Genomic DNA, 16,937 nt, shown 5'->3' with positions numbered 1-16,937 from the left:
TGCGCCGCGACAGATCGGGCGGTGGCATGCGTGCTGCCGCCCTAGCATTTTCAGCCTTAAGGATTGGGCTCATGGCCAAGCCGACTACCGTCAAGATCAAGCTCGTCAGCACCGCGGACACCGGCTTCTTCTACGTCACCAAGAAGAATCCCCGCACGAAGACCGAGAAGCTCTCGTTCAGCAAGTATGATCCCGTCGTGCGCAAGCATGTCGAGTTCAAGGAAGCCAAGATCAAGTAAGTCGACGCGGCGGCGATGCCGTCGCGCGTTTACGATGCGATCGCAAGGCCGCGGGTAGCGATATCCGCGGCCTTTGGCGTTCCTGCGCGGCGGGTCTCGCGGTTCGCTCAGACGAACGCGCGCACCGCTTCCATGAAGCGGGCGAGGCTGATCGGCTTCGAGATATAGGCGTCCGCGCCCGCGGCACGGATCCGGTCCTCGTCCTCGCGACCTGCATAGGCGGTGACCGCCATCACCGGGATCGTGCTGAGCACGTCGTCGGCCTTGAGCTCAAGGATGATCTCATAGCCGGTGACGTGCGGCATCTGGATGTCCATGATGATCAGGTCGGGGGCGAATTCGCGCGCCCGCACCACCGCCTCGCGCCCGTCGCGGACAGGTTCGGCAAGGTAATCATGCGCCCGCAAAAGGTCGCAGAATAGTTTCAGGTTGAGTTCGTTGTCCTCGACAACGAGCACCTTCTTTGCCACGCGAGCCACCATTCGTTTCAAGAAGGATGACAATAGGCAATGCGCGGGGCCGTTACAAATGAAGACGCTGAGGCCCTGGCGCTGCAAGCCCTGGTATGGACGCTGAGCGAGCCGGACCGAGCGATGCGCCTGTTGTCGGTGACCGGACTCGACCCTGCCGACCTGCGCACGCGGGCCGGGGAGCCCGCCGTGCTCGCGGCGGTACTCGGTTTCCTCGAATCGCATGAACCCGATCTTGTCGCCTGCGCCGAAACGCTCGGCATCAGGCCCGAGGCGCTCGTCCGCGCGCGGATGACGCTCGATCCGGGGTTTGAGGCATGAAGCCGCTGCTGATCAGCGATTGCGACGAAGTGCTGCTGCACATGGTCAAGCATTTCGGCACCTGGCTCGACGAGGCGCATGATATCGATTTCGAGATCGGCCACGGCGATTTCGCCAACAGCATGACGCGCCGCGACGGCGGGCCCGCGCCCACGCGCGAGGACATGTGGGCGCTGCTCGGGGGGTTCTTTCCCGCAGAGATGCACCGCCAGACTTTGGTGCCGCATGCCCGCGAGGCGCTCGCGACGCTCGCCGAGATCGCGGACATCGTGATCCTGACCAATTTGCAGGACGAATGCCGCCTGCCGCGGATCGAGCAGCTCGCCGCGTTCGACATCGCCCACCGCGTCGAATGCAACCAGGGCGGCAAGGGCGACCCCGTCGCGCGACTGGTTGCCGAATATGGCAACCCCGTCACCGTGTTCGTCGACGACCTTGCGGTGCATCACGAATCGGTCGCGCAGCATGCGCCGGGCGTCCACCGGCTGCACATGGTGTCCGAGCCGACGCTGGCGGGAGCGGTGCCCAGGGCGCCCGCCGCGCATGCCCGGATCGATGACTGGCGCGAGGCGCAGGCCTGGATCGCCGCGCGGTTCGCCGCCGGGGTGCCCGCGGACGCTTGACCCGCCCCCCGTGGCTGTGGTGAGACCGCGCACATGACCGATCGTATCGACCGCAAGCTCGAAGAGCTTGGCCTGACGCTGCCGCAGGCCGCCGCCCCCGTCGCATCCTATGTTCCCGCCGTCGAGGCGAACGGGCTGCTCCACATCTCCGGCCAGCTGCCGTTCAAGGACGGCCAGATCGTCACCGGTCGCCTCGGCGACGGCGTGTCGCTCGAGGACGGCCAGGACGCGGCGCAGCGCTGCGCGCTGATGCTGGTCGCGCAGATGAAGGCGGCGCTCGGCTCGCTCAGCCGTGTCGAGCGGATCGTGAAGCTCGGCGTGTTCGTCAATTCGCACGGCGACTTCACCGATCAGCCCAAGGTCGCGAACGGCGCCTCCGACCTGATGGTCCAGCTGTTCGGCGAAGCCGGCAAGCATGCCCGTTCCGCGGTCGGCGTTCCCGTCCTGCCGCTGGGCGCTGCGGTCGAGATCGACGCGATCGTCCAGGTCTCCGCCGCTTGAGCCCAGCCGCTTGAGCCCAGCCGCTTGAGCCTGACGCCTGCGCGCCTATTTTAGGAGCGCATGACAGCCATCACCGCCCGCATCGCCCAAGGCGTTACCTCGATCGCGGCGGAGGACTGGGACGCCTGTGCCGGCGACGCGAATCCGTTCGTCGGCCACGCCTTCCTCGCCGCGCTCGAGGCCTCGAAAAGCGTCGGTGGACGATCGGGGTGGCAGGCGCTGCCGGTGGTCGTCGATGGCGACGACGGCAGGCCGGCCGGGATCGCGCCCGCCTATGCCAAGAGCCACAGCCAGGGCGAATATGTGTTCGACCAGGGCTGGGCCGACGCGTGGGAGCGGGCGGGGGGGAACTATTACCCCAAATTGCAGATTGCCGCGCCGTTCAGCCCGGTACCCGGCCCACGGCTGCTCCTGCGCGACCCGGCGGTTGCGCCCGCGCTGATCGCCGCGCTCGAGGCGGTGACCGACCAGAGCGGTCTGTCCTCCGCGCATGCGACCTTCATCGCCCCCGCAGAGGTCGCGCTGTTCGAGGCTGCCGGATGGCTGATCCGTCAGGGCACGCAGTTCCACTGGACCAATGACGGCTATGCGAGCTTCGACGATTTCCTCGCCGCCCTCGCCAGCCGCAAACGTAAGGCGATCCGCAAGGAGCGCGCCGCTGCGGTCGAGGGACTGACGATCCGCCATCTGACGGGCGCGGAGATCACGCCCGCGCACTGGGATGCGTTCTGGGTCTTCTACCAGGACACGGGCAGCCGCAAATGGGGCCAGCCCTATCTGACGCGCGCCTTTTTCGATGAGATCGGCCAGACGATGGGCGACCGCGTCCTGCTGATCCTCGCCGAGCGCGACGGCGTGCCGATCGCGGGGGCGCTCAACCTGATCGGTGCGGACACGCTCTATGGCCGCTATTGGGGCGCGACCGAGGAGGTGCCGTTCCTCCATTTCGAGCTCTGCTATTACCAGGCGATCGATGCGGCGATCGCGCGCGGGCTGACGACGGTCGAGGCGGGCGCACAGGGCGAACACAAGCTCGCGCGCGGCTATGCGCCGGTCGCGACCTATTCCGCGCATTACATCCCGGATCCGGGCTTCCGCCGCGCGATCGCCGACTTCCTCGTCCGCGAACGCGAGGCGGTCGCCTCCGACCGCGAGTATCTCGGCGAGCTTACTCCGTTTCGGCGGGCGGAACCGCCGACCGGTTGACCTTGTACAGCACGCTGGTGCCGTCGCGGCGGATCGGGGTCAGGTCGCGGATCAGCGCGGGGTCGAACGCCGGCGGGTGGATCAGCCAGACATAATCGAACGCGTCGCGCGGAAAATGCTCCAGCGCCATCGCGATCGGGCGCCAGAACTGGCCACGACAGCGGATATCCGTAACGATTTCGGACGGATCATGCGCGAAGCCGCGCGCGATCGGATAGCGCGTCGTCATCAGCTGTCCGCCGGCCATCGACCACTGGTCGTTGGTGAAGGCCAGCCGCCGCTCGAGCAGCAGCGCCGGGACATGCTCGAGCCGCGAATAGGCCCAGTCGTCGCGACAGCGCCGCCCGACGAACGAGACCACGCGCGCCCGCTCGGGCACGGTGTCGATCGCCGCGATCGCCTGGTCGTAGCTGCGGTCATAGATCAGGAAGCTGATCGTGGTGCCCGCCAGCCGGACCGCGAAGAAGCTGAACCCCAGCACCGCCAGCGTCGCGGCACCGCGCAGCGAGAGGCGGTTGCGCGGGCGCAGCGCGATGATTGCGAACGCCAGCATGAACGGCGCGAGCCGCATGTCGGCATAGGCCGAGCCGAACACGATCCGCGGCAACAGGATATAGACGAGCGCGAGGAACAGCGCGGACAGCGCGAGGTTGCGCGAATATTCGATCGTCTGGTCGCGCACGCCGCGGAACAGGATCACGAACAGCACGGTGACCGACGCGATGTCGAACGCCATCCAGCGATCGCGCAGGACCATCGTGATCCAGTTCATCTTCCAGCGCCAGTTGAACCAGTCCTGCGTCTTGCCGGTGACGTGGTCGCCCGACCGCCACAGCACCATCATCACCATCGGCAGCGCCAGCGGGATACAGCTGAGCCCGGCGCGAATGAATGCGCCGATCCAGCCCTTGATCGCGCCTTCGCCGCGCACCCCGGTCTTGCGGATGTCGTGCTGGCGGATCAGCTCGGCGGAGAAGGCGAGCACGCCCAGCACGCCCCAGCCGAAGGTATGGCACAGCCAGAGCAGGCAGGATCCGGGCACGAACAGGATCGTGCGCAGCCGCAGCCGCTCGAGCCGCCCGAGGCGGAGCCACAGCGCGAACATGTTGAGCGCGAGCGCCATCGCCAGCGCGAAGTTCACGAAGCCGAACTGGAACGGATAGCTATAGGCGAGCGGCAGCGCGAACAGCGCGGTCGCCGGGATCCGGCCATGCACTTCGCGCGCGATCCAGAGCAGTCCGGTGACGGTAAGCGCGGGGATCGCCATGACGATCAGCTTCACCGCGAGCTGCAACCCGAAGATCGGCGCAAGCGGCACGATCAACAGGTCGATGCCGAGATTGCCGATCAGCTGCCAGCGGAAATCATACCATTGGCTGAGCCAGGGATTGTCGCCGATCGCGAGCTGGACGCGGTAGCGCCCCATATGCCCAGGCAGATCGACCAGCGGCGGCACCTCCGGCCACAGCAGCGGGATGATCGATGCCAGCGCGACGCACGCGACGAACGTGCGCGTCTGCCACCAGTGAAGTTCCGTTGTTGTCCCCCGCGCCATCCCTCGACGCCTAGCGCCGCAGGGGGGCATTCGACAAGCGCCGACCGCGCCGCATTGCGACGGAATACACCGCCAGGGCTTCCGGCCCCCGAGCGTCGGGGGACGGGAGCCGGTATCGCTCACACTTGGTCGCGACGGCCCAACAGGCGCAGGCGCAGTGCGTTCAGCTTGATGAAGCCGGCCGCGTCGCGCTGGTCATAGGCGCCCTGATCGTCCTCGAACGTCACGACCTTTTCCGAATAGAGCGAGTTGGGCGACTTGCGGCCGACCACATACACGCCGCCCTTGTAGAGCTTCAGCCGGACGGTACCCGACACCTTCTCCTGGCTGTGATCGATCGCCGCCTGCAGCATCTCGCGCTCGGGCGAGAACCAGAAGCCGTTGTACAGCAGCTCGGCATAGCGCGGCGCGAGCTCGTCCTTCAGATGCGCCGCGCCGCGGTCGAGCGTCAGCTGCTCGATACCGCGGTGCGCGAGGTGATAGATGGTACCGCCCGGTGTCTCGTACATGCCGCGGCTCTTCATCCCGACGAAGCGGTTCTCGACCAGGTCGAGGCGGCCGATGCCGTGACGGCGGCCATAGTCGTTGAGAGTCGACAGCAGGGTCGCCGGGCTCATCCCCTCGCCGTTGATCGCGACGCCGTCGCCACGCTCGAAATCGATCGTGATGTACTCGGGGACGTCGGGCGCGTCCTCGGGGTTCACCGTGCGCGAATAGACATAGTCCGGCACCTCGTCCCACGGATTCTCGAGCACCAGCCCCTCGGACGAGGTGTGGAGCATGTTCGCATCGGTCGAGAAGGGTGCCTCGCCGCGCTTGTCCTTGCTGACCGGGATCTGGTGCTGTTCGGCGAACTCGATCAGCTTGGTGCGGCTGGTCAGGTCCCATTCGCGCCACGGCGCGATCACCTTGATGTCGGGCGACAGCGCATAATAGCCGAGCTCGAAGCGGACCTGGTCGTTGCCCTTGCCGGTCGCGCCGTGGCTGACCGCGTCGGCGCCAACCATCCGGGCGATCTCGATCTGGCGCTTGGCGATCAGCGGGCGCGCGATCGACGTGCCGAGCAGGTACAGCCCCTCGTACAGCGCGTTCGACCGCATCATCGGGAACACGTAATCGCGCACGAATTCCTCGCGCAGATCGTCGACGAAGATGTGCTCGGGCTTGACGCCCATCATCTCGGCCTTGGCGCGTGCGGGCTCGAGTTCCTCGCCCTGGCCCAGATCGGCGGTGAAGGTGACGACTTCGCAGTTGTAGGTCTGCTGGAGCCATTTCAGGATCACGCTGGTGTCGAGGCCGCCCGAATAGGCGAGGACGACCCGATTGATGCCGGCGTCGCCGGCGGCGCGGTTGATCTGATCGGTCACGGGCAAGATCCTTTGGGCAATATCCAATGCCCGCGCCCCTATGCGCTGGACGCCCTGCATGCAACCGGAGCATGCAACCCGCCGCATTCATGGCGCGTACAACCAACCCGCGCTACGTGCGCCCCCAGATCATTTGGAGTGTACCGACCGTGCTACGTCAAACGCTTACCCTGTTCGTCCTCGCCGGCCTCGCGACGCCCGCGCTGGCGCAGGAGACCCGCGCCTCCGTTTCCGCCAAGTTCAAGGCCGAGTTCGCCGCGCGCGATACCAACAAGGACGGCGTCCTGACGCGCGCCGAGGTCCAGGCGGGGATCAGCCAGATGAAGGTCGGGCCGGGGCGCCCGGATCCGGTCCACGCCAAGCGGCTCGCCGAACTGTGGTTCAGCAGCGCCGACACCAACAAGGACGGGAAGGTCACGCAGCCCGAGGCCCAGGCACTGCTCGCCGCGACCTTTGCGAAATATGACGCGAACAAGGACGGCAAGATCGGCGGCGACGAGCGGTCGGCCGCGAAATCGCAGATGCAGGGCAGCCGCTGAGGCCACCTTTATAGTATCGTCATCTCCGCGGAGGCGGGGATCCAGACAGGCTGGCCTTTCGGTTCCATCACCGGAGCCTGCCAGTCTGGATTCCCGCCTTCGCGGGAATGACGAACGTACGGATCTTACCCTGCGCCAAGCGGCGGGAAATCAGCCCGAGCGCAACGCCCGTTCACCCTCGATCATATAGTCGCGTGTCAGCGGCAACGTCATCCGGCTCTTCGACAGCTGGATCTGGTAATTGACCATCCCCCCGGTCCGGAACGCCGCGGCGGCACCCGCGAGGTAGAAGGTCCACATCCGGTAGAAGCGCTCGTCATACAACGCGACGATCGCGTCCTTCGCCGCCACCGTCCGGTCGTACCAATGGTCGATCGTCAGCGCGTAATGGACGCGCAGCACCTCGATATCGGTCGGGAAGAACTTCAGCCCCTCATAGCCGCGGACGATCTCCGAAAGCGCGGGGTTGTAGCCGCCGGGGAAGATATATTTGGTCGTGAAGGTGTCGGTCACGCCGGGCCCGCCCATGCGGCCGATCGTGTGGAGCAGCATCACCCCGTCTGCGCTCAGCAGGTCGCGGCACTTGCGGAAGAACGTCTTGTACTGCGGCGGGCCGACATGCTCGAACATGCCGACCGACACGATCCGGTCGAACGTGCCCGTCAGCGCGCGATAGTCGATCAGCTCGAACTTCACCTTGTCCGCGACGCCGGCCTCCTCGGCGCGGCGTCGCGCGACCTTCAGCTGTTCCTCGCTCAGCGTGACGCCCAGGACCTGGGCCCCGGTCTTGGCGTGCAGGTACAGCGCCATGCCGCCCCAGCCGCAACCGATGTCTAGCACGCGCATGCCGGGCTGGATCGCGAGCTTGGCGGCGATATGCGCCTTCTTGTCGTCCTGCGCCTGTTCGAGGCTGTTGCCGGCATCGGTGAAGTACGCGCACGAATATTGGCGATCGGCGTCGAGGAACAGGTCGTACAGCCGGTCCGACAGGTCGTAATGATGCGCGACGTTCTTCTTCGACCGGCGTGCCATGTTCACCCGGTCGACGCGGTGGACGACCTTGTCGAGCAGCTTGATCGGCAGCGAGGGGTTGAGCCCGCCACCGCGCTCCCACGGGCTGTTGCCCTTGAGCAGGTTGACGAGGTCACGGATGTCGCCACGCTCGATCACCAGGCGGCCGTCCATGAACGCTTCCGCCGCGCCCAGCGCCGGGTGGCGGACGATCGCGCCGGCGACACCGGGGGCGGTAAGGCGGATGGTGACGGGGTTGTAGGCAGGGTCGGGCGTGCCGAACTGCTTGGTGGTACCGTCCGCGTGGATCAGCGTGAGTTCGCCGGTTTTTACCTGCCGGGCGAGAAAGCGATCGAATAGGGCCATGTCGCGTTAGCTAATGACTGGTACGGAAATGCGCCACCCCCCGGGCGGCGTCAGATTCCCGCATACCAATCATAATCCACGTTATCTTCCCAATAGCCGCCCTTGCCCTTACCGATCCCGGCCAGGCTGGCGACGGCGTCTATCGCCATGATATATTTGGCATGTTTGTAGCCAAGCTGGCGTTCGACGCGCAGCCGGACGGGGGCGCCGTGCGCGACGTCCAGAATCTGATCATTCAACGCCCAGGCGAGAATCGTCTGTGGGTGGAATGCGTCGATCAGGTCGATCGACTCGTAATAGGGCGTGCCCCGGTACAGGTCGGCGCAGGTGAAGACGATGTAGCGCGCGGTGTCGCGGATCCCCGCGGCCTGTAACAGCGTGGCAAGCTTCGGGCCCTGCCACTTGGCGATCGCCGACCAGCCCTCGACACAGTCGTGCCGCGTGATCTGCGCGCGCGCGGGCATCTGGCGGAGCTGCGGCAGCGAGAGCGACAGCGGCCGGTCGACCAGCCCGCCGACGCGCAACCGATAGTCCGCGAAGTTGTTCACCAGCATCTCGGTATAGGCCGGGGTGCCGGGGTTGCGCGTGCCGTTCGACCGGAAGATCGGCGACATCTGCGCCGCGCTGAATTCGGGGACGAGCGCGTTGCGATCGGTCAGCGCGCGTTGCAGCCCGCGCTGCATCTCCTCGCCCATGAACAGGATCTTGCGCGCCTCGGGATGCTGGATGATCTTGTCGCACCCGGTAAGCAGCGCACCGGCGCCGACCGCCGCGCCGGCGACCAGCGAGCGGCGGGTGATGATGGTGCTCATGCGGCATCCTCCCCGGTATGCGCGGGGACGTGCCCCGGAACGGTAAAGCGTCCGGTGATCATCGATCGCACCTCGTTCCACGCGCCCGCCAGGATCACGAGCGCGAGGTGGGCGATGATGAACAGCACGAGCGCGACCATCGCGATGAAGTGGATCGACCGCGCCGACTGGCGCCCACCGAAGATGTCGAGCAGCCATGGCCAGGCGGCATCCATCGCCGGCGACATCGCCAGCCCGGTGAGGATCATCACCGGCAACAGGATGAAGATCGTCGCGACATAGGACAGCTTCTGCAGGATGTTGTACGCGGCCGGCCGCTTCGGATCGTGGAAGCGCAGCGCCAGATGCTCGCGCACGTCATGCGCCACCTCGCGCGGCGCAAGCTCGCCCGCCCGGACGCGGAGGTCGCGCTGGAAATGCCGGTTGAACAGGCTGACGATCATGAAGCCGAGCAACGCGAACGACAGGACCAGCGCGAAGAACAGGTGCCAGCGTCGCGAAATGGCGAGGTTGTAGCTCGCCGGGATCGTCAGCAGGTTGATCAGCGTCACCACCCAGCCCGGCCATTGGTCGAGCGTCGTCCACGCCTGGTCGAAGTTCGCGCCGTAACGCCCCCAGTAGAATCGCGGATGGGCCTTCAAGATGCCGATCCCGCTGCCGATCATGATGAACATCGCCACCGCGGTGATCCAGTGCCACAGCCGCGTCGCGATCCGGTGGCGTTTGATGACGGTGACAGGGGCAGTGGCGATAGGGCGGGCGGGATCGTTCATGCTTGGCCTTCGCTTTAGGCGACAAGCTCCGACCATAGCAGGGATACGCGTATGACCGAATGGCATTCTTACGAACCGGCGAGCGGCCATCGCCTGCCGCATGATCCGCTCAACGCGATCGTCGCGCCGCGCCCGATCGGCTGGGTGAGCACGCTGTCCGCGGGCGGCGTGCCCAATCTCGCGCCCTACAGCTTCTTCAACCTGTTCAACTACACCCCGCCGCTGATCGGCTTTTCGTCGATGGGGTGGAAGGACAGCGTCGCGAACATCGCCGCGACCGGCGAATTCGTCTGGAACCTCGTCAGCCGCGATCTTGGCGAGGCGATGAACGCGACGGCGGCCAATGTCGCGGCGGACGTCGACGAATTCGCACTTGCGGGGCTCGATACGCTGGCCTCGCTGCACGTGAAGCCGCCGCGCGTCGCTGCGAGCCGTGCGCAGTTCGAATGCAAGGTGACGCAGATCGTCCGGCTGGAAACCAAGGAGGGGCGCGAACTCGACCAGTGGCTGGTGCTCGGCGAGGCGGTCGCGATCCATATCGACCCGGCGATGCTCGACGACGGCGTGTACCAGACCGCACGCGGCGAACCGATCCTGCGCGGCGGCGGCCCGGCGGATTATTTCGCGATCACCGAGGAGTCGCTCTTCAAGATGCGCCGACCGGGCTGACCTGAGGAGGTTGGTTCACCCGCGAAGGCGGGAGCCCAGACTGGATCCCCGCTTTCGCGGGGAAACAATTCTCAGCCGTACGCCCGCCAGAAGAACACGATCGTCGTCGCGATCGTCACCAGCAGCGTCCACACCCGGATGACCTTGGCGGGCAGCACCAGCCCGAGCTTCGCGCCGAAATGCCCGCCGACGATCCCGCCGAGGAGCATCGGTATGCACAGCGCCCAATAGACCATGCCGGTGGCGATGAAGACGAACGTCGCCGCCAGATTGGCGACCGCGAGCATCAGCGTGCGCGGTGCGGCGAGCCGGGCGGGCGTCGCGCCCGACAACAGCCCCCAGGCCGCGGTCAGCATCAGCCCGACCCCGCCGCCGAAATAGCCGCCATAGACGCCCAGCATCGCCTGCACCGCGACCAGCGATTTCGGCCCGATCTTGACCCGCGACCGCAGCCAGAGCGACGCCTGCGTCCCGAACGCGATCGCCAGCGTCGCGAACAGCAGCAGCCACGGCACGATCAGGTCGAACGCGCGTGCCGAGGTCGCGACGAGCAACAGGCTGCCGACCAGCCCGCCGACGAAGGTGATTCCCGCCATCGTCCGCATGCCGACGCCCGACACCGGCTCGAGCCCGTGCCGATAGGTCCACGCGCTCGCCATCGCGCCGGGCTGGAGCGAGACGTTGCTCGTCGCATTGGCGAAGGTCGACGGCACGCCCAGCCCGATCAGCGCGGGCATCGTCGCAAAACTGCCGCCACCCGCCAGCGCGTTCATCGCGCCGCCCAGCAACCCCGCACCCGCCGCCAGTGCCACCACACCCAAATCAGGCAAGCGCGGCTTCGCGATCGAGTTGCGCGCGGCTCTTCTTCTCCGACGCGGTCTTCAGCTGGCCGCACGCGGCATCGATGTCGCGACCGCGCGGGGTGCGCACCGGCGCGGAAATGCCCGCCCCGAACACGATGCTCGAGAACGACTTGATCCGCTCGGGCGTCGAGCATTCATAGGCTGCGCCCGGCCATGGGTTGAACGGGATCAAATTCACCTTGGCGGGCAGCTCGTATTTGCGCAGCAGCCGGACGAGTTCGTGGGCGTCGGCGTCCGAATCATTCTTGTCCTTCAGCATCACATATTCGAACGTGATCCGGCGCGCATTGTTGGTGCCGGGATAGTCCGCGCACGCCTGGAGCAGTTCCTCGATGCCGTATTTGCGGTTGAGCGGCACGATCTCGTCGCGCACCTCCTTGGTTACCGCGTGGAGCGACACCGCGAGGTTCACGCCGATCTCCGCGCCCGCGCGCGCCATCATTGGCACCACGCCGCTGGTCGACAGCGTGATCCGGCGCCGCGACAGCGCGAGGCCCGCACCGTCCATCACCAGCTTCAGCGCATCGCGGACATTCTCGAAATTATACAGTGGCTCGCCCATCCCCATCATCACGATGTTGGTGAGCATGCGGCCCTCGGGTTGGCTCGGCCATTCGCCCAGCGAATCGCGCGCGAGCATCACCTGGCCGACGATCTCGGCGGGCGTCAGGTTGCGGACCAGCCGCATCGTGCCGGTGTGGCAGAAGGTGCAGTTGAGCGTGCAGCCGACCTGACTCGATACGCACAAGGTGCCGCGATCCGCGTCGGGGATGAACACCATCTCGTAATCCTGCGCGTCGTCCGATCGCAGCAGCCACTTGCGCGTGCCGTCGGTCGACACCTGCGCCTCGACCACATTGGGTCGGCTGATGACGAAGCGCTGCTCGAGCCACGGATGCATCGTCTTCGAGATGTCGGTCATCGCCGAAAACTCGGTCGCGCCGCGATTGTAGATCCAGTGCCACAGCTGCTTGGCACGCAGCTTGGCCTGTTTTTCCTCGAGCTGCGACGTCTCCAGCGCCATGCGCAGATCGGCGAGCGACAGCCCGAGCAGGTCGATACGCCCGTCGCTGCGCGGCACGAAGCTGCGGGGAACGGGCACGGGATCGATGTGCCCGGGGATGGGCATGAGGTTCGCGGCGGTCTGCATGGCCGGGCGCATAGCGGAATTTTGACGATTTTTCTACAGGGTGCGTGGAGCGAAGCGTTGCCGCCATGAACACCACGCGTAGCCCCACACGATAACACCTCCCCGGCGAAGGCCGGGGCCCAATTGGGGGACGGAGGTAATAATGGTCGGCCCGTCGTTACGACCACCTTTCCACCTGGGCCCCGGCCTCCGCCGGGGAGGCGCAGAGGTTGGGCGCGCTCTTACCCCCCGCGACACGCCAGCACCGCGGCATCGATCGCCGTCGCCGCGCCCGACAGCGCATAGACATCCGCGAACGGCCGCCCGCCGACGCCGACCGCCTCGACGCTCATGCTCCGCCCCGATCGCAGCGCGGCGACGATCGCGCGGTCGCTGGGGGCATCGCTCGCCCACGCATCCAGCCCGTTCGCGACCAGCGCGAACCGGCGTTCGCCGACCGTCAGCGTCACCCCGGCGGAGCGATCGCGCTCGCGGCTCAGGCGGATGTACAGCGAGGCGCGCAGGCCGCGCTTCGGCCAGGTCGCGATGGTCGCGAAACCCGTCGTGCGCCCACCCGCCATCACCGGCCGCGCGATCGCGTAGCAGCGCGGCGGCGCCGCGTCGCGGAACGCGCCCCATCCCCGGTAGATGCCGATCGTGTCGCGCGCCGTCGCCGGTGCAGCGACCGCGAAGGCCAGCAGAACCGCCAGCCTCACGCGGGGGCGAAGCCGGTGCCGCGGTGCGGGACGGTCGCGCGGTCCTGCTCGACCAGCGTCACCGACCCTTGCGGCAAGCCGGGCGCAACCGCGGTGCCGAGCACCGGATCGACCGGCGCACCCGTCATCGCGCCCAGCATCACCCGGCTCGAAATCCCGTGCATGATCACCAGCCGGTCGCCCGGGTCCTGTGCGGTGTCCGCGAGCCAGCCGCCGACCCGTGCCGCGATCTGCGGATAGGTCTCTCCGTCGGGCGCGGGCTTCAGCGTGCCGCCGGGCATCATCACTGGCCCGACCTCGTCGACGACATCGGCATAATAGCGGCCGCCCCACGACCCCATGTCGATCTCGACCAGCCGCGCGTCGGTGCGCGCATCGTGCCAGTCGAGCTCGAGATGCTCGCAGATCACCGCCAGCGTCTGCAGCGCACGCCCGGTCGGCGACGACCACAGCGTCAGCGCAGGCCTGGCCCCGAGCAGGTCCCGCAGCGCACCACCAAGCTCGTCGGCCTGCGCGAATCCGGCGCGCGTCAGCGGCGTGTGCGCGGCATTACCCTGCAACCGGTGCGCGGCGTTGAACACGGTTTCGCCGTGCCGCGCGACGAAATCCCGGCCAAGCCTGACGGGCGGTTTGCCGGTTGGACCGAGGTCCGCTGCACGTTGCCGAGGGCTTGGAATCATGGCCCGCATTTCAACCCCCTGTTGCGCAAAAGCAACGGATTTCCGTGTTTATCTGGGGTTCATGCAACGCCTGTCGGATTGGTCCATTGGAGCCATCCACCCCGCGTTCGGGGGTGACGAAGATCAATGGAGTATCCCAATGCGTAAGCTTATCGCCGCATCGCTGTTCGCGACCACCGCCATTGCCGCCCCCGCGCTGGCACAGACCAACCCGACCTTCACCGGCCCGCGCGTCGAGGCCACGCTCGGCTACGACCACACCGGCGCCGGCAGCAGCGTGTCCAACAACAACGGGCGCGACGACCAGAAGATCGACGGCCTGCTGTACGGCGGCGGCATCGGCTATGACATCGCGACCTCGAGCAACATCGTGCTCGGCGCCGAGGCCGAACTGACCGGTTCGACCGCGAAGAGCGACCGCAACGACTATACCAGCGACTTCGGCTTCGGTCGCGTCAAGCAGGGCCGCGACATCTACGTCGGTGGTCGCGTCGGCTATGTCGTCGCGCCGACGACCATGATCTATGCGAAGGGCGGCTACACCAACGCTAAGCTGAACGTGCTGGCGGGCGACACCAACCAGACCACCGACACCGACTTCAACCTCGACGGCTGGCGGATCGGCGCGGGTGCCGAGCATGCGGTCGGCCCGAACAGCTATGCCAAGCTCGAATATCGCTATTCGAACTATGAGCGCAGCAACATCGACTACGCGACCGGCGGCACCAGCGGCCGATTCGACGTCGACACCGATCGTCATCAGGTCGTCGCCAGCTATGGCTTCCGCTTCTGATTGCGGTCTAACGCGACGTTTACCGTGATCAAAGAAGGGTCGGGGCGCTTGCTCCGACCCTTTATTGTTGGGTAAGCCATCTGCGGATTGCCCCCAGCCCCGAATCCGGCTGTGGAGGCCGGGGGAATTTTGATGAAGGCGACGATCGAACGCGCAACGCTCCTCAAGGGGCTGAGCCATGTCCAGTCCGTGGTGGAACGGCGCAACACCATCCCCATCCTGTCGAACGTGCTGATCGAGGCGACCGCCGAGGGCACGCTGAAGCTGATGGCGACCGATCTGGACCTCCAGATCAACGAATCGATTGCAGCCGCGGTCGACCAGCCCGGCGCGACCACCGTGTCCGCGCACACACTGTTCGACATCGCGCGCAAACTGCCCGAGGGCAGCCAGGTCCAGCTCGCCGCCTCCGAAGGCCGGATGAGCATCATCGCGGGCCGCGCACGCTTCTCGCTCGGCACGCTGCCGCGCGACGACTTCCCGGTGATCGCGGAAGGCGAACTGCCGACCCAGTTCGAACTGCCCGCCGAGACCTTGAAGCAGATCATCGACAAGACGCGCTTCGCGATCTCGACCGAAGAGACGCGCTATTATCTCAACGGCATCTTCCTCCACGTCGCGGACGGCGACAGCGCGAACCCGGTGCTGAAGGCCGCCGCGACCGACGGCCACCGCCTCGCGCGCGTCACGCTGCCGCGGCCCGAGGGCGCCGAATCGATGCCTGACGTGATCGTGCCGCGCAAATGCATCGCCGAACTGCGCAAGTTGCTCGACGAGGTCGACGGCTCGGTCGGCGTGTCGCTGTCGCCGACCAAGATCCGCTTCGACCTCGGCCAGGCGATCCTGACCTCGAAGCTGATCGACGGTACCTTCCCCGATTACAGCCGCGTGATCCCGACCGGCAACGACAAGATCCTCAAGATCGACCCCAAGAGCTTCATGGAAGGCGTCGACCGCGTGTCGACCATCGCCACCGAGAAGACCCGCGCGGTCAAGATGGCGCTCGACCGCGACAAGATCACGCTGTCGGTGACCTCGCCCGAAAACGGCACTGCCGCGGAGGAGGTGCCCGGCGATTACGTCGCGCTCCCGTTCGAGATCGGCTTCAACAGCCGCTATCTGATGGACATCCTCGCGCAGATCGACGGCGACATGGTCGAGGTCCACCTCGCCGACGCCGCCGCGCCCACGCTGATCCGCGAAAACGACAAGTCGCCCGCGCTCTACGTGCTGATGCCGATGCGCGTCTGACCGTCGCACGCCGGCGATCGCGTGAAAGGCCATCCTTCGGGGTGGCCTTTTTCGTTTGAAGGCTTGGACGGATCTGATACTGACATTGCTGTTAGTAAGGAGTCGACTCGATGGCGAAGCTTCCTCCCTTTCCTGGTACGACCGGTCGTCGCGACTGGCGGACCGCGATGGATGCGATCCGGAAGCTCCTCGCCAATGGCGACGACACGACGCAGGTGTTCCGGATCATGCGCGCCCTGAACGTCGGCAACGCGCCGATGAACTATGCGCGGCTGATCGCGACCGAGCGGGGCGGGCGGATCGCCTATGAGCAGGTCGAGCTCGCACGGCGCTTCTCCGATCCGGCGTTCGTCGCGAGCTTTGCGCCCGGCACGGTCGGCGCGGCGTATCGCCATTTCCTGGAGACGACGGGCTATTCGGCGGACGGGCTGGTCGAGGTGTCGCGGCTGGTGCCGAGCGAGGACGATCTGGCGCATCCCTATGCGTGGTTCGGCCGGCGGGTGCGCGACACGCATGACATCTGGCACGTGCTGACCGGCTACAAGGCGGACGAGAGTCTGGGCGAGGCGGCGCTCGTCGCGTTCAGCTATGCGCAGGTCGGCGGGCTCGGCTGGGCGCTGATCGGGTCGGCGGCGGCGCTCAAGAGCCTCCGCGTCACCGGCAATGGCCTGTTCGCCAAGGCGGTCTGGGAAGGCTATTGCAATGGCCGCAAGGCAAAGTGGATTTCGGGCGAGGATTATCTGACCCTGCTGCACGAGCCGCTCGATGCGGCACGCGCGCGGCTCGGGATCGCGACGCCGGTCGCCTATCTGCACGCACAACGCGAACTGGGTCCCGTGCTCGCCTCCTATCTGAGCGCGCAGAAGGCGGGAGCGGGCACCGGACCCGAGCGGATCGCCGCCTGACGCGAAGGCTGACAGCGCACCGGGTCTGTCGCGACCGGTCTTAACCAGACCGATCGCCAGCTTCGTTCGTGCTGAGCGAAGTCGAAGCACCATCGCGTGAGCCATGCCCTTCGACTTCGCTCAGGGCGAACGGAAAAGGGCGATGCAC

20 protein-coding genes are annotated in these 16,937 nt (G+C 66.6%); 10 read left to right on the top strand and 10 right to left on the bottom strand.

Going from position 1 to position 16,937, the window contains the following annotated elements; all coding sequences use genetic code 11:
• The first annotated feature begins 71 nt into the window (after positions 1-71).
• Entirely contained in the window at positions 72-239 is a 168-nt protein-coding gene (rpmG, locus tag IFS44_RS07300; RefSeq protein ID WP_017977469.1) for a 50S ribosomal protein L33, read from the top strand.
• 107 nt (positions 240-346) lie between these two features.
• Here the strand turns inward: rpmG and IFS44_RS07295 are convergent, their stop codons facing one another.
• On the bottom strand, positions 347-709 hold the full coding sequence (locus IFS44_RS07295; protein WP_056675138.1) for a response regulator: 363 nt from the start codon (positions 707-709) through the stop codon (positions 347-349).
• 39 nt (positions 710-748) lie between these two features.
• Between IFS44_RS07295 and IFS44_RS07290 the strand changes: the two genes are divergently transcribed.
• The 4 genes from IFS44_RS07290 to IFS44_RS07275 are packed head-to-tail and all read left to right on the top strand — an operon-like array spanning position 749 to position 3,360.
• Complete coding sequence (locus IFS44_RS07290; protein WP_031395281.1) at positions 749-1,030, top strand: DUF3572 domain-containing protein; 282 nt, start codon at positions 749-751, stop codon at positions 1,028-1,030.
• Complete coding sequence (locus IFS44_RS07285; protein WP_192098024.1) at positions 1,027-1,653, top strand: HAD family hydrolase; 627 nt, start codon at positions 1,027-1,029, stop codon at positions 1,651-1,653. The genes IFS44_RS07290 and IFS44_RS07285 overlap by 4 nt, the downstream gene beginning before the upstream one ends.
• 33 nt (positions 1,654-1,686) lie before the next feature.
• Positions 1,687-2,154, top strand: a complete 468-nt coding sequence (locus IFS44_RS07280) for a RidA family protein (RefSeq protein ID WP_192098023.1) — start codon at positions 1,687-1,689, stop codon at positions 2,152-2,154.
• 60 nt (positions 2,155-2,214) lie between these two features.
• On the top strand, positions 2,215-3,360 hold the full coding sequence (locus IFS44_RS07275) for a GNAT family N-acetyltransferase (RefSeq protein WP_192098022.1): 1,146 nt from the start codon (positions 2,215-2,217) through the stop codon (positions 3,358-3,360).
• On the opposite strand, the gene IFS44_RS07270 is transcribed toward IFS44_RS07275, so the two are convergent.
• Both IFS44_RS07270 and IFS44_RS07265 read right to left on the bottom strand, forming a co-directional pair.
• The gene (locus IFS44_RS07270; protein ID WP_051916706.1) at positions 3,323-4,915 is read right to left on the bottom strand and encodes a hypothetical protein; all 1,593 of its coding nucleotides are present in this window, start codon (positions 4,913-4,915) and stop codon (positions 3,323-3,325) included. The genes IFS44_RS07275 and IFS44_RS07270 overlap by 38 nt on opposite strands.
• Before the next feature lie 119 nt (positions 4,916-5,034).
• Positions 5,035-6,282, bottom strand: a complete 1,248-nt coding sequence (locus IFS44_RS07265; RefSeq protein ID WP_236559181.1) for an argininosuccinate synthase — start codon at positions 6,280-6,282, stop codon at positions 5,035-5,037.
• 149 nt (positions 6,283-6,431) lie between these two features.
• Here IFS44_RS07265 and IFS44_RS22770 point away from each other — a divergent pair, with 149 nt between their 5' ends.
• Entirely contained in the window at positions 6,432-6,821 is a 390-nt protein-coding gene (locus IFS44_RS22770) for an EF-hand domain-containing protein (protein WP_031396586.1), read from the top strand.
• Positions 6,822-6,971: 150 nt separating this feature from the next.
• Here the strand turns inward: IFS44_RS22770 and IFS44_RS07255 are convergent, their stop codons facing one another.
• From IFS44_RS07255 to IFS44_RS07245, 3 genes are read right to left on the bottom strand one after another with little or no spacing between them, the layout of a single operon-like run.
• Positions 6,972-8,198 (bottom strand): SAM-dependent methyltransferase, encoded by a 1,227-nt coding sequence (locus IFS44_RS07255; RefSeq protein ID WP_192098021.1) that lies wholly within the window; start codon positions 8,196-8,198, stop codon positions 6,972-6,974.
• Positions 8,199-8,248: 50 nt separating this feature from the next.
• The gene (locus IFS44_RS07250) at positions 8,249-9,010 is read right to left on the bottom strand and encodes a molybdopterin-dependent oxidoreductase (RefSeq protein ID WP_159511931.1); all 762 of its coding nucleotides are present in this window, start codon (positions 9,008-9,010) and stop codon (positions 8,249-8,251) included.
• Positions 9,007-9,783, bottom strand: a complete 777-nt coding sequence (locus IFS44_RS07245) for a cytochrome b/b6 domain-containing protein (protein ID WP_031396583.1) — start codon at positions 9,781-9,783, stop codon at positions 9,007-9,009. The genes IFS44_RS07250 and IFS44_RS07245 overlap by 4 nt, the downstream gene beginning before the upstream one ends.
• A 51-nt stretch (positions 9,784-9,834) precedes the next feature.
• Between IFS44_RS07245 and IFS44_RS07240 the strand changes: the two genes are divergently transcribed.
• Positions 9,835-10,452 carry a flavin reductase family protein gene (locus IFS44_RS07240; protein WP_192098020.1) on the top strand — a complete coding sequence of 206 codons (618 nt, stop codon included), beginning with the start codon at positions 9,835-9,837 and terminating at the stop codon, positions 10,450-10,452.
• 71 nt (positions 10,453-10,523) lie between these two features.
• Here the strand turns inward: IFS44_RS07240 and IFS44_RS07235 are convergent, their stop codons facing one another.
• From IFS44_RS07235 to IFS44_RS07220, 4 genes are all read right to left on the bottom strand, one after another.
• A complete protein-coding gene (locus tag IFS44_RS07235) occupies positions 10,524-11,282 on the bottom strand; it encodes a sulfite exporter TauE/SafE family protein (RefSeq protein ID WP_243845588.1) in 759 nt (252 codons plus the stop codon).
• Entirely contained in the window at positions 11,275-12,465 is a 1,191-nt protein-coding gene (gene rlmN, locus IFS44_RS07230) for a 23S rRNA (adenine(2503)-C(2))-methyltransferase RlmN (RefSeq protein ID WP_042466312.1), read from the bottom strand. The genes IFS44_RS07235 and rlmN overlap by 8 nt, the downstream gene beginning before the upstream one ends.
• A gap of 221 nt (positions 12,466-12,686) precedes the next feature.
• Positions 12,687-13,160, bottom strand: coding sequence for an invasion associated locus B family protein (locus IFS44_RS07225; protein WP_192098019.1), 474 nt, complete (start codon positions 13,158-13,160; stop codon positions 12,687-12,689).
• Positions 13,157-13,840: a histidine phosphatase family protein gene (locus IFS44_RS07220; protein WP_192098018.1), complete on the bottom strand. Its 684-nt coding sequence runs from the start codon at positions 13,838-13,840 to the stop codon at positions 13,157-13,159. The genes IFS44_RS07225 and IFS44_RS07220 overlap by 4 nt, the downstream gene beginning before the upstream one ends.
• A 139-nt stretch (positions 13,841-13,979) precedes the next feature.
• On the opposite strand from IFS44_RS07220, the gene IFS44_RS07215 reads away from it, so the two are divergent.
• The 3 genes from IFS44_RS07215 to IFS44_RS07205 all read left to right on the top strand — a co-directional run bounded on the left by IFS44_RS07215 (position 13,980) and on the right by IFS44_RS07205 (position 16,789).
• Complete coding sequence (locus IFS44_RS07215) at positions 13,980-14,633, top strand: outer membrane protein (RefSeq protein ID WP_031395115.1); 654 nt, start codon at positions 13,980-13,982, stop codon at positions 14,631-14,633.
• 132 nt (positions 14,634-14,765) lie between these two features.
• Entirely contained in the window at positions 14,766-15,884 is a 1,119-nt protein-coding gene (gene dnaN, locus IFS44_RS07210; protein ID WP_031395114.1) for a DNA polymerase III subunit beta, read from the top strand.
• Positions 15,885-15,994: 110 nt separating this feature from the next.
• On the top strand, positions 15,995-16,789 hold the full coding sequence (locus tag IFS44_RS07205; protein WP_192098017.1) for a Coq4 family protein: 795 nt from the start codon (positions 15,995-15,997) through the stop codon (positions 16,787-16,789).
• Positions 16,790-16,937 lie beyond the last annotated feature (148 nt).

Source organism: Sphingomonas sp. CFBP 13706, assembly GCF_014842355.1.
GTDB lineage: Bacteria > Pseudomonadota > Alphaproteobacteria > Sphingomonadales > Sphingomonadaceae > Sphingomonas > Sphingomonas aerolata.
The sequence above is the reverse complement of the archived record's forward strand: the minus strand, read 5'-3'. Positions and strand labels throughout refer to the sequence as shown.

Excerpts from the sequence above, each read along its gene's own strand:
- rpmG (WP_017977469.1), top strand. The coding sequence starts at position 72 with ATGGCCAAGCCGACTACCGTCAAGATCAAGCTCGTCAGCACCGCGGAC.
- IFS44_RS07290 (WP_031395281.1), top strand. The coding sequence starts at position 749 with ATGCGCGGGGCCGTTACAAATGAAGACGCTGAGGCCCTGGCGCTGCAA.
- IFS44_RS07285 (WP_192098024.1), top strand. The coding sequence starts at position 1,027 with ATGAAGCCGCTGCTGATCAGCGATTGCGACGAAGTGCTGCTGCACATG.
- IFS44_RS07280 (WP_192098023.1), top strand. The coding sequence starts at position 1,687 with ATGACCGATCGTATCGACCGCAAGCTCGAAGAGCTTGGCCTGACGCTG.
- IFS44_RS07275 (WP_192098022.1), top strand. The coding sequence starts at position 2,215 with ATGACAGCCATCACCGCCCGCATCGCCCAAGGCGTTACCTCGATCGCG.
- IFS44_RS07270 (WP_051916706.1), bottom strand. The coding sequence starts at position 4,915 with ATGGCGCGGGGGACAACAACGGAACTTCACTGGTGGCAGACGCGCACG.
- IFS44_RS07255 (WP_192098021.1), bottom strand. The coding sequence starts at position 8,198 with ATGGCCCTATTCGATCGCTTTCTCGCCCGGCAGGTAAAAACCGGCGAA.
- IFS44_RS07250 (WP_159511931.1), bottom strand. The coding sequence starts at position 9,010 with ATGAGCACCATCATCACCCGCCGCTCGCTGGTCGCCGGCGCGGCGGTC.
- IFS44_RS07245 (WP_031396583.1), bottom strand. The coding sequence starts at position 9,783 with ATGAACGATCCCGCCCGCCCTATCGCCACTGCCCCTGTCACCGTCATC.
- IFS44_RS07240 (WP_192098020.1), top strand. The coding sequence starts at position 9,835 with ATGACCGAATGGCATTCTTACGAACCGGCGAGCGGCCATCGCCTGCCG.
- rlmN (WP_042466312.1), bottom strand. The coding sequence starts at position 12,465 with ATGCAGACCGCCGCGAACCTCATGCCCATCCCCGGGCACATCGATCCC.
- IFS44_RS07220 (WP_192098018.1), bottom strand. The coding sequence starts at position 13,840 with ATGATTCCAAGCCCTCGGCAACGTGCAGCGGACCTCGGTCCAACCGGC.
- IFS44_RS07215 (WP_031395115.1), top strand. The coding sequence starts at position 13,980 with ATGCGTAAGCTTATCGCCGCATCGCTGTTCGCGACCACCGCCATTGCC.
- dnaN (WP_031395114.1), top strand. The coding sequence starts at position 14,766 with ATGAAGGCGACGATCGAACGCGCAACGCTCCTCAAGGGGCTGAGCCAT.
- IFS44_RS07205 (WP_192098017.1), top strand. The coding sequence starts at position 15,995 with ATGGCGAAGCTTCCTCCCTTTCCTGGTACGACCGGTCGTCGCGACTGG.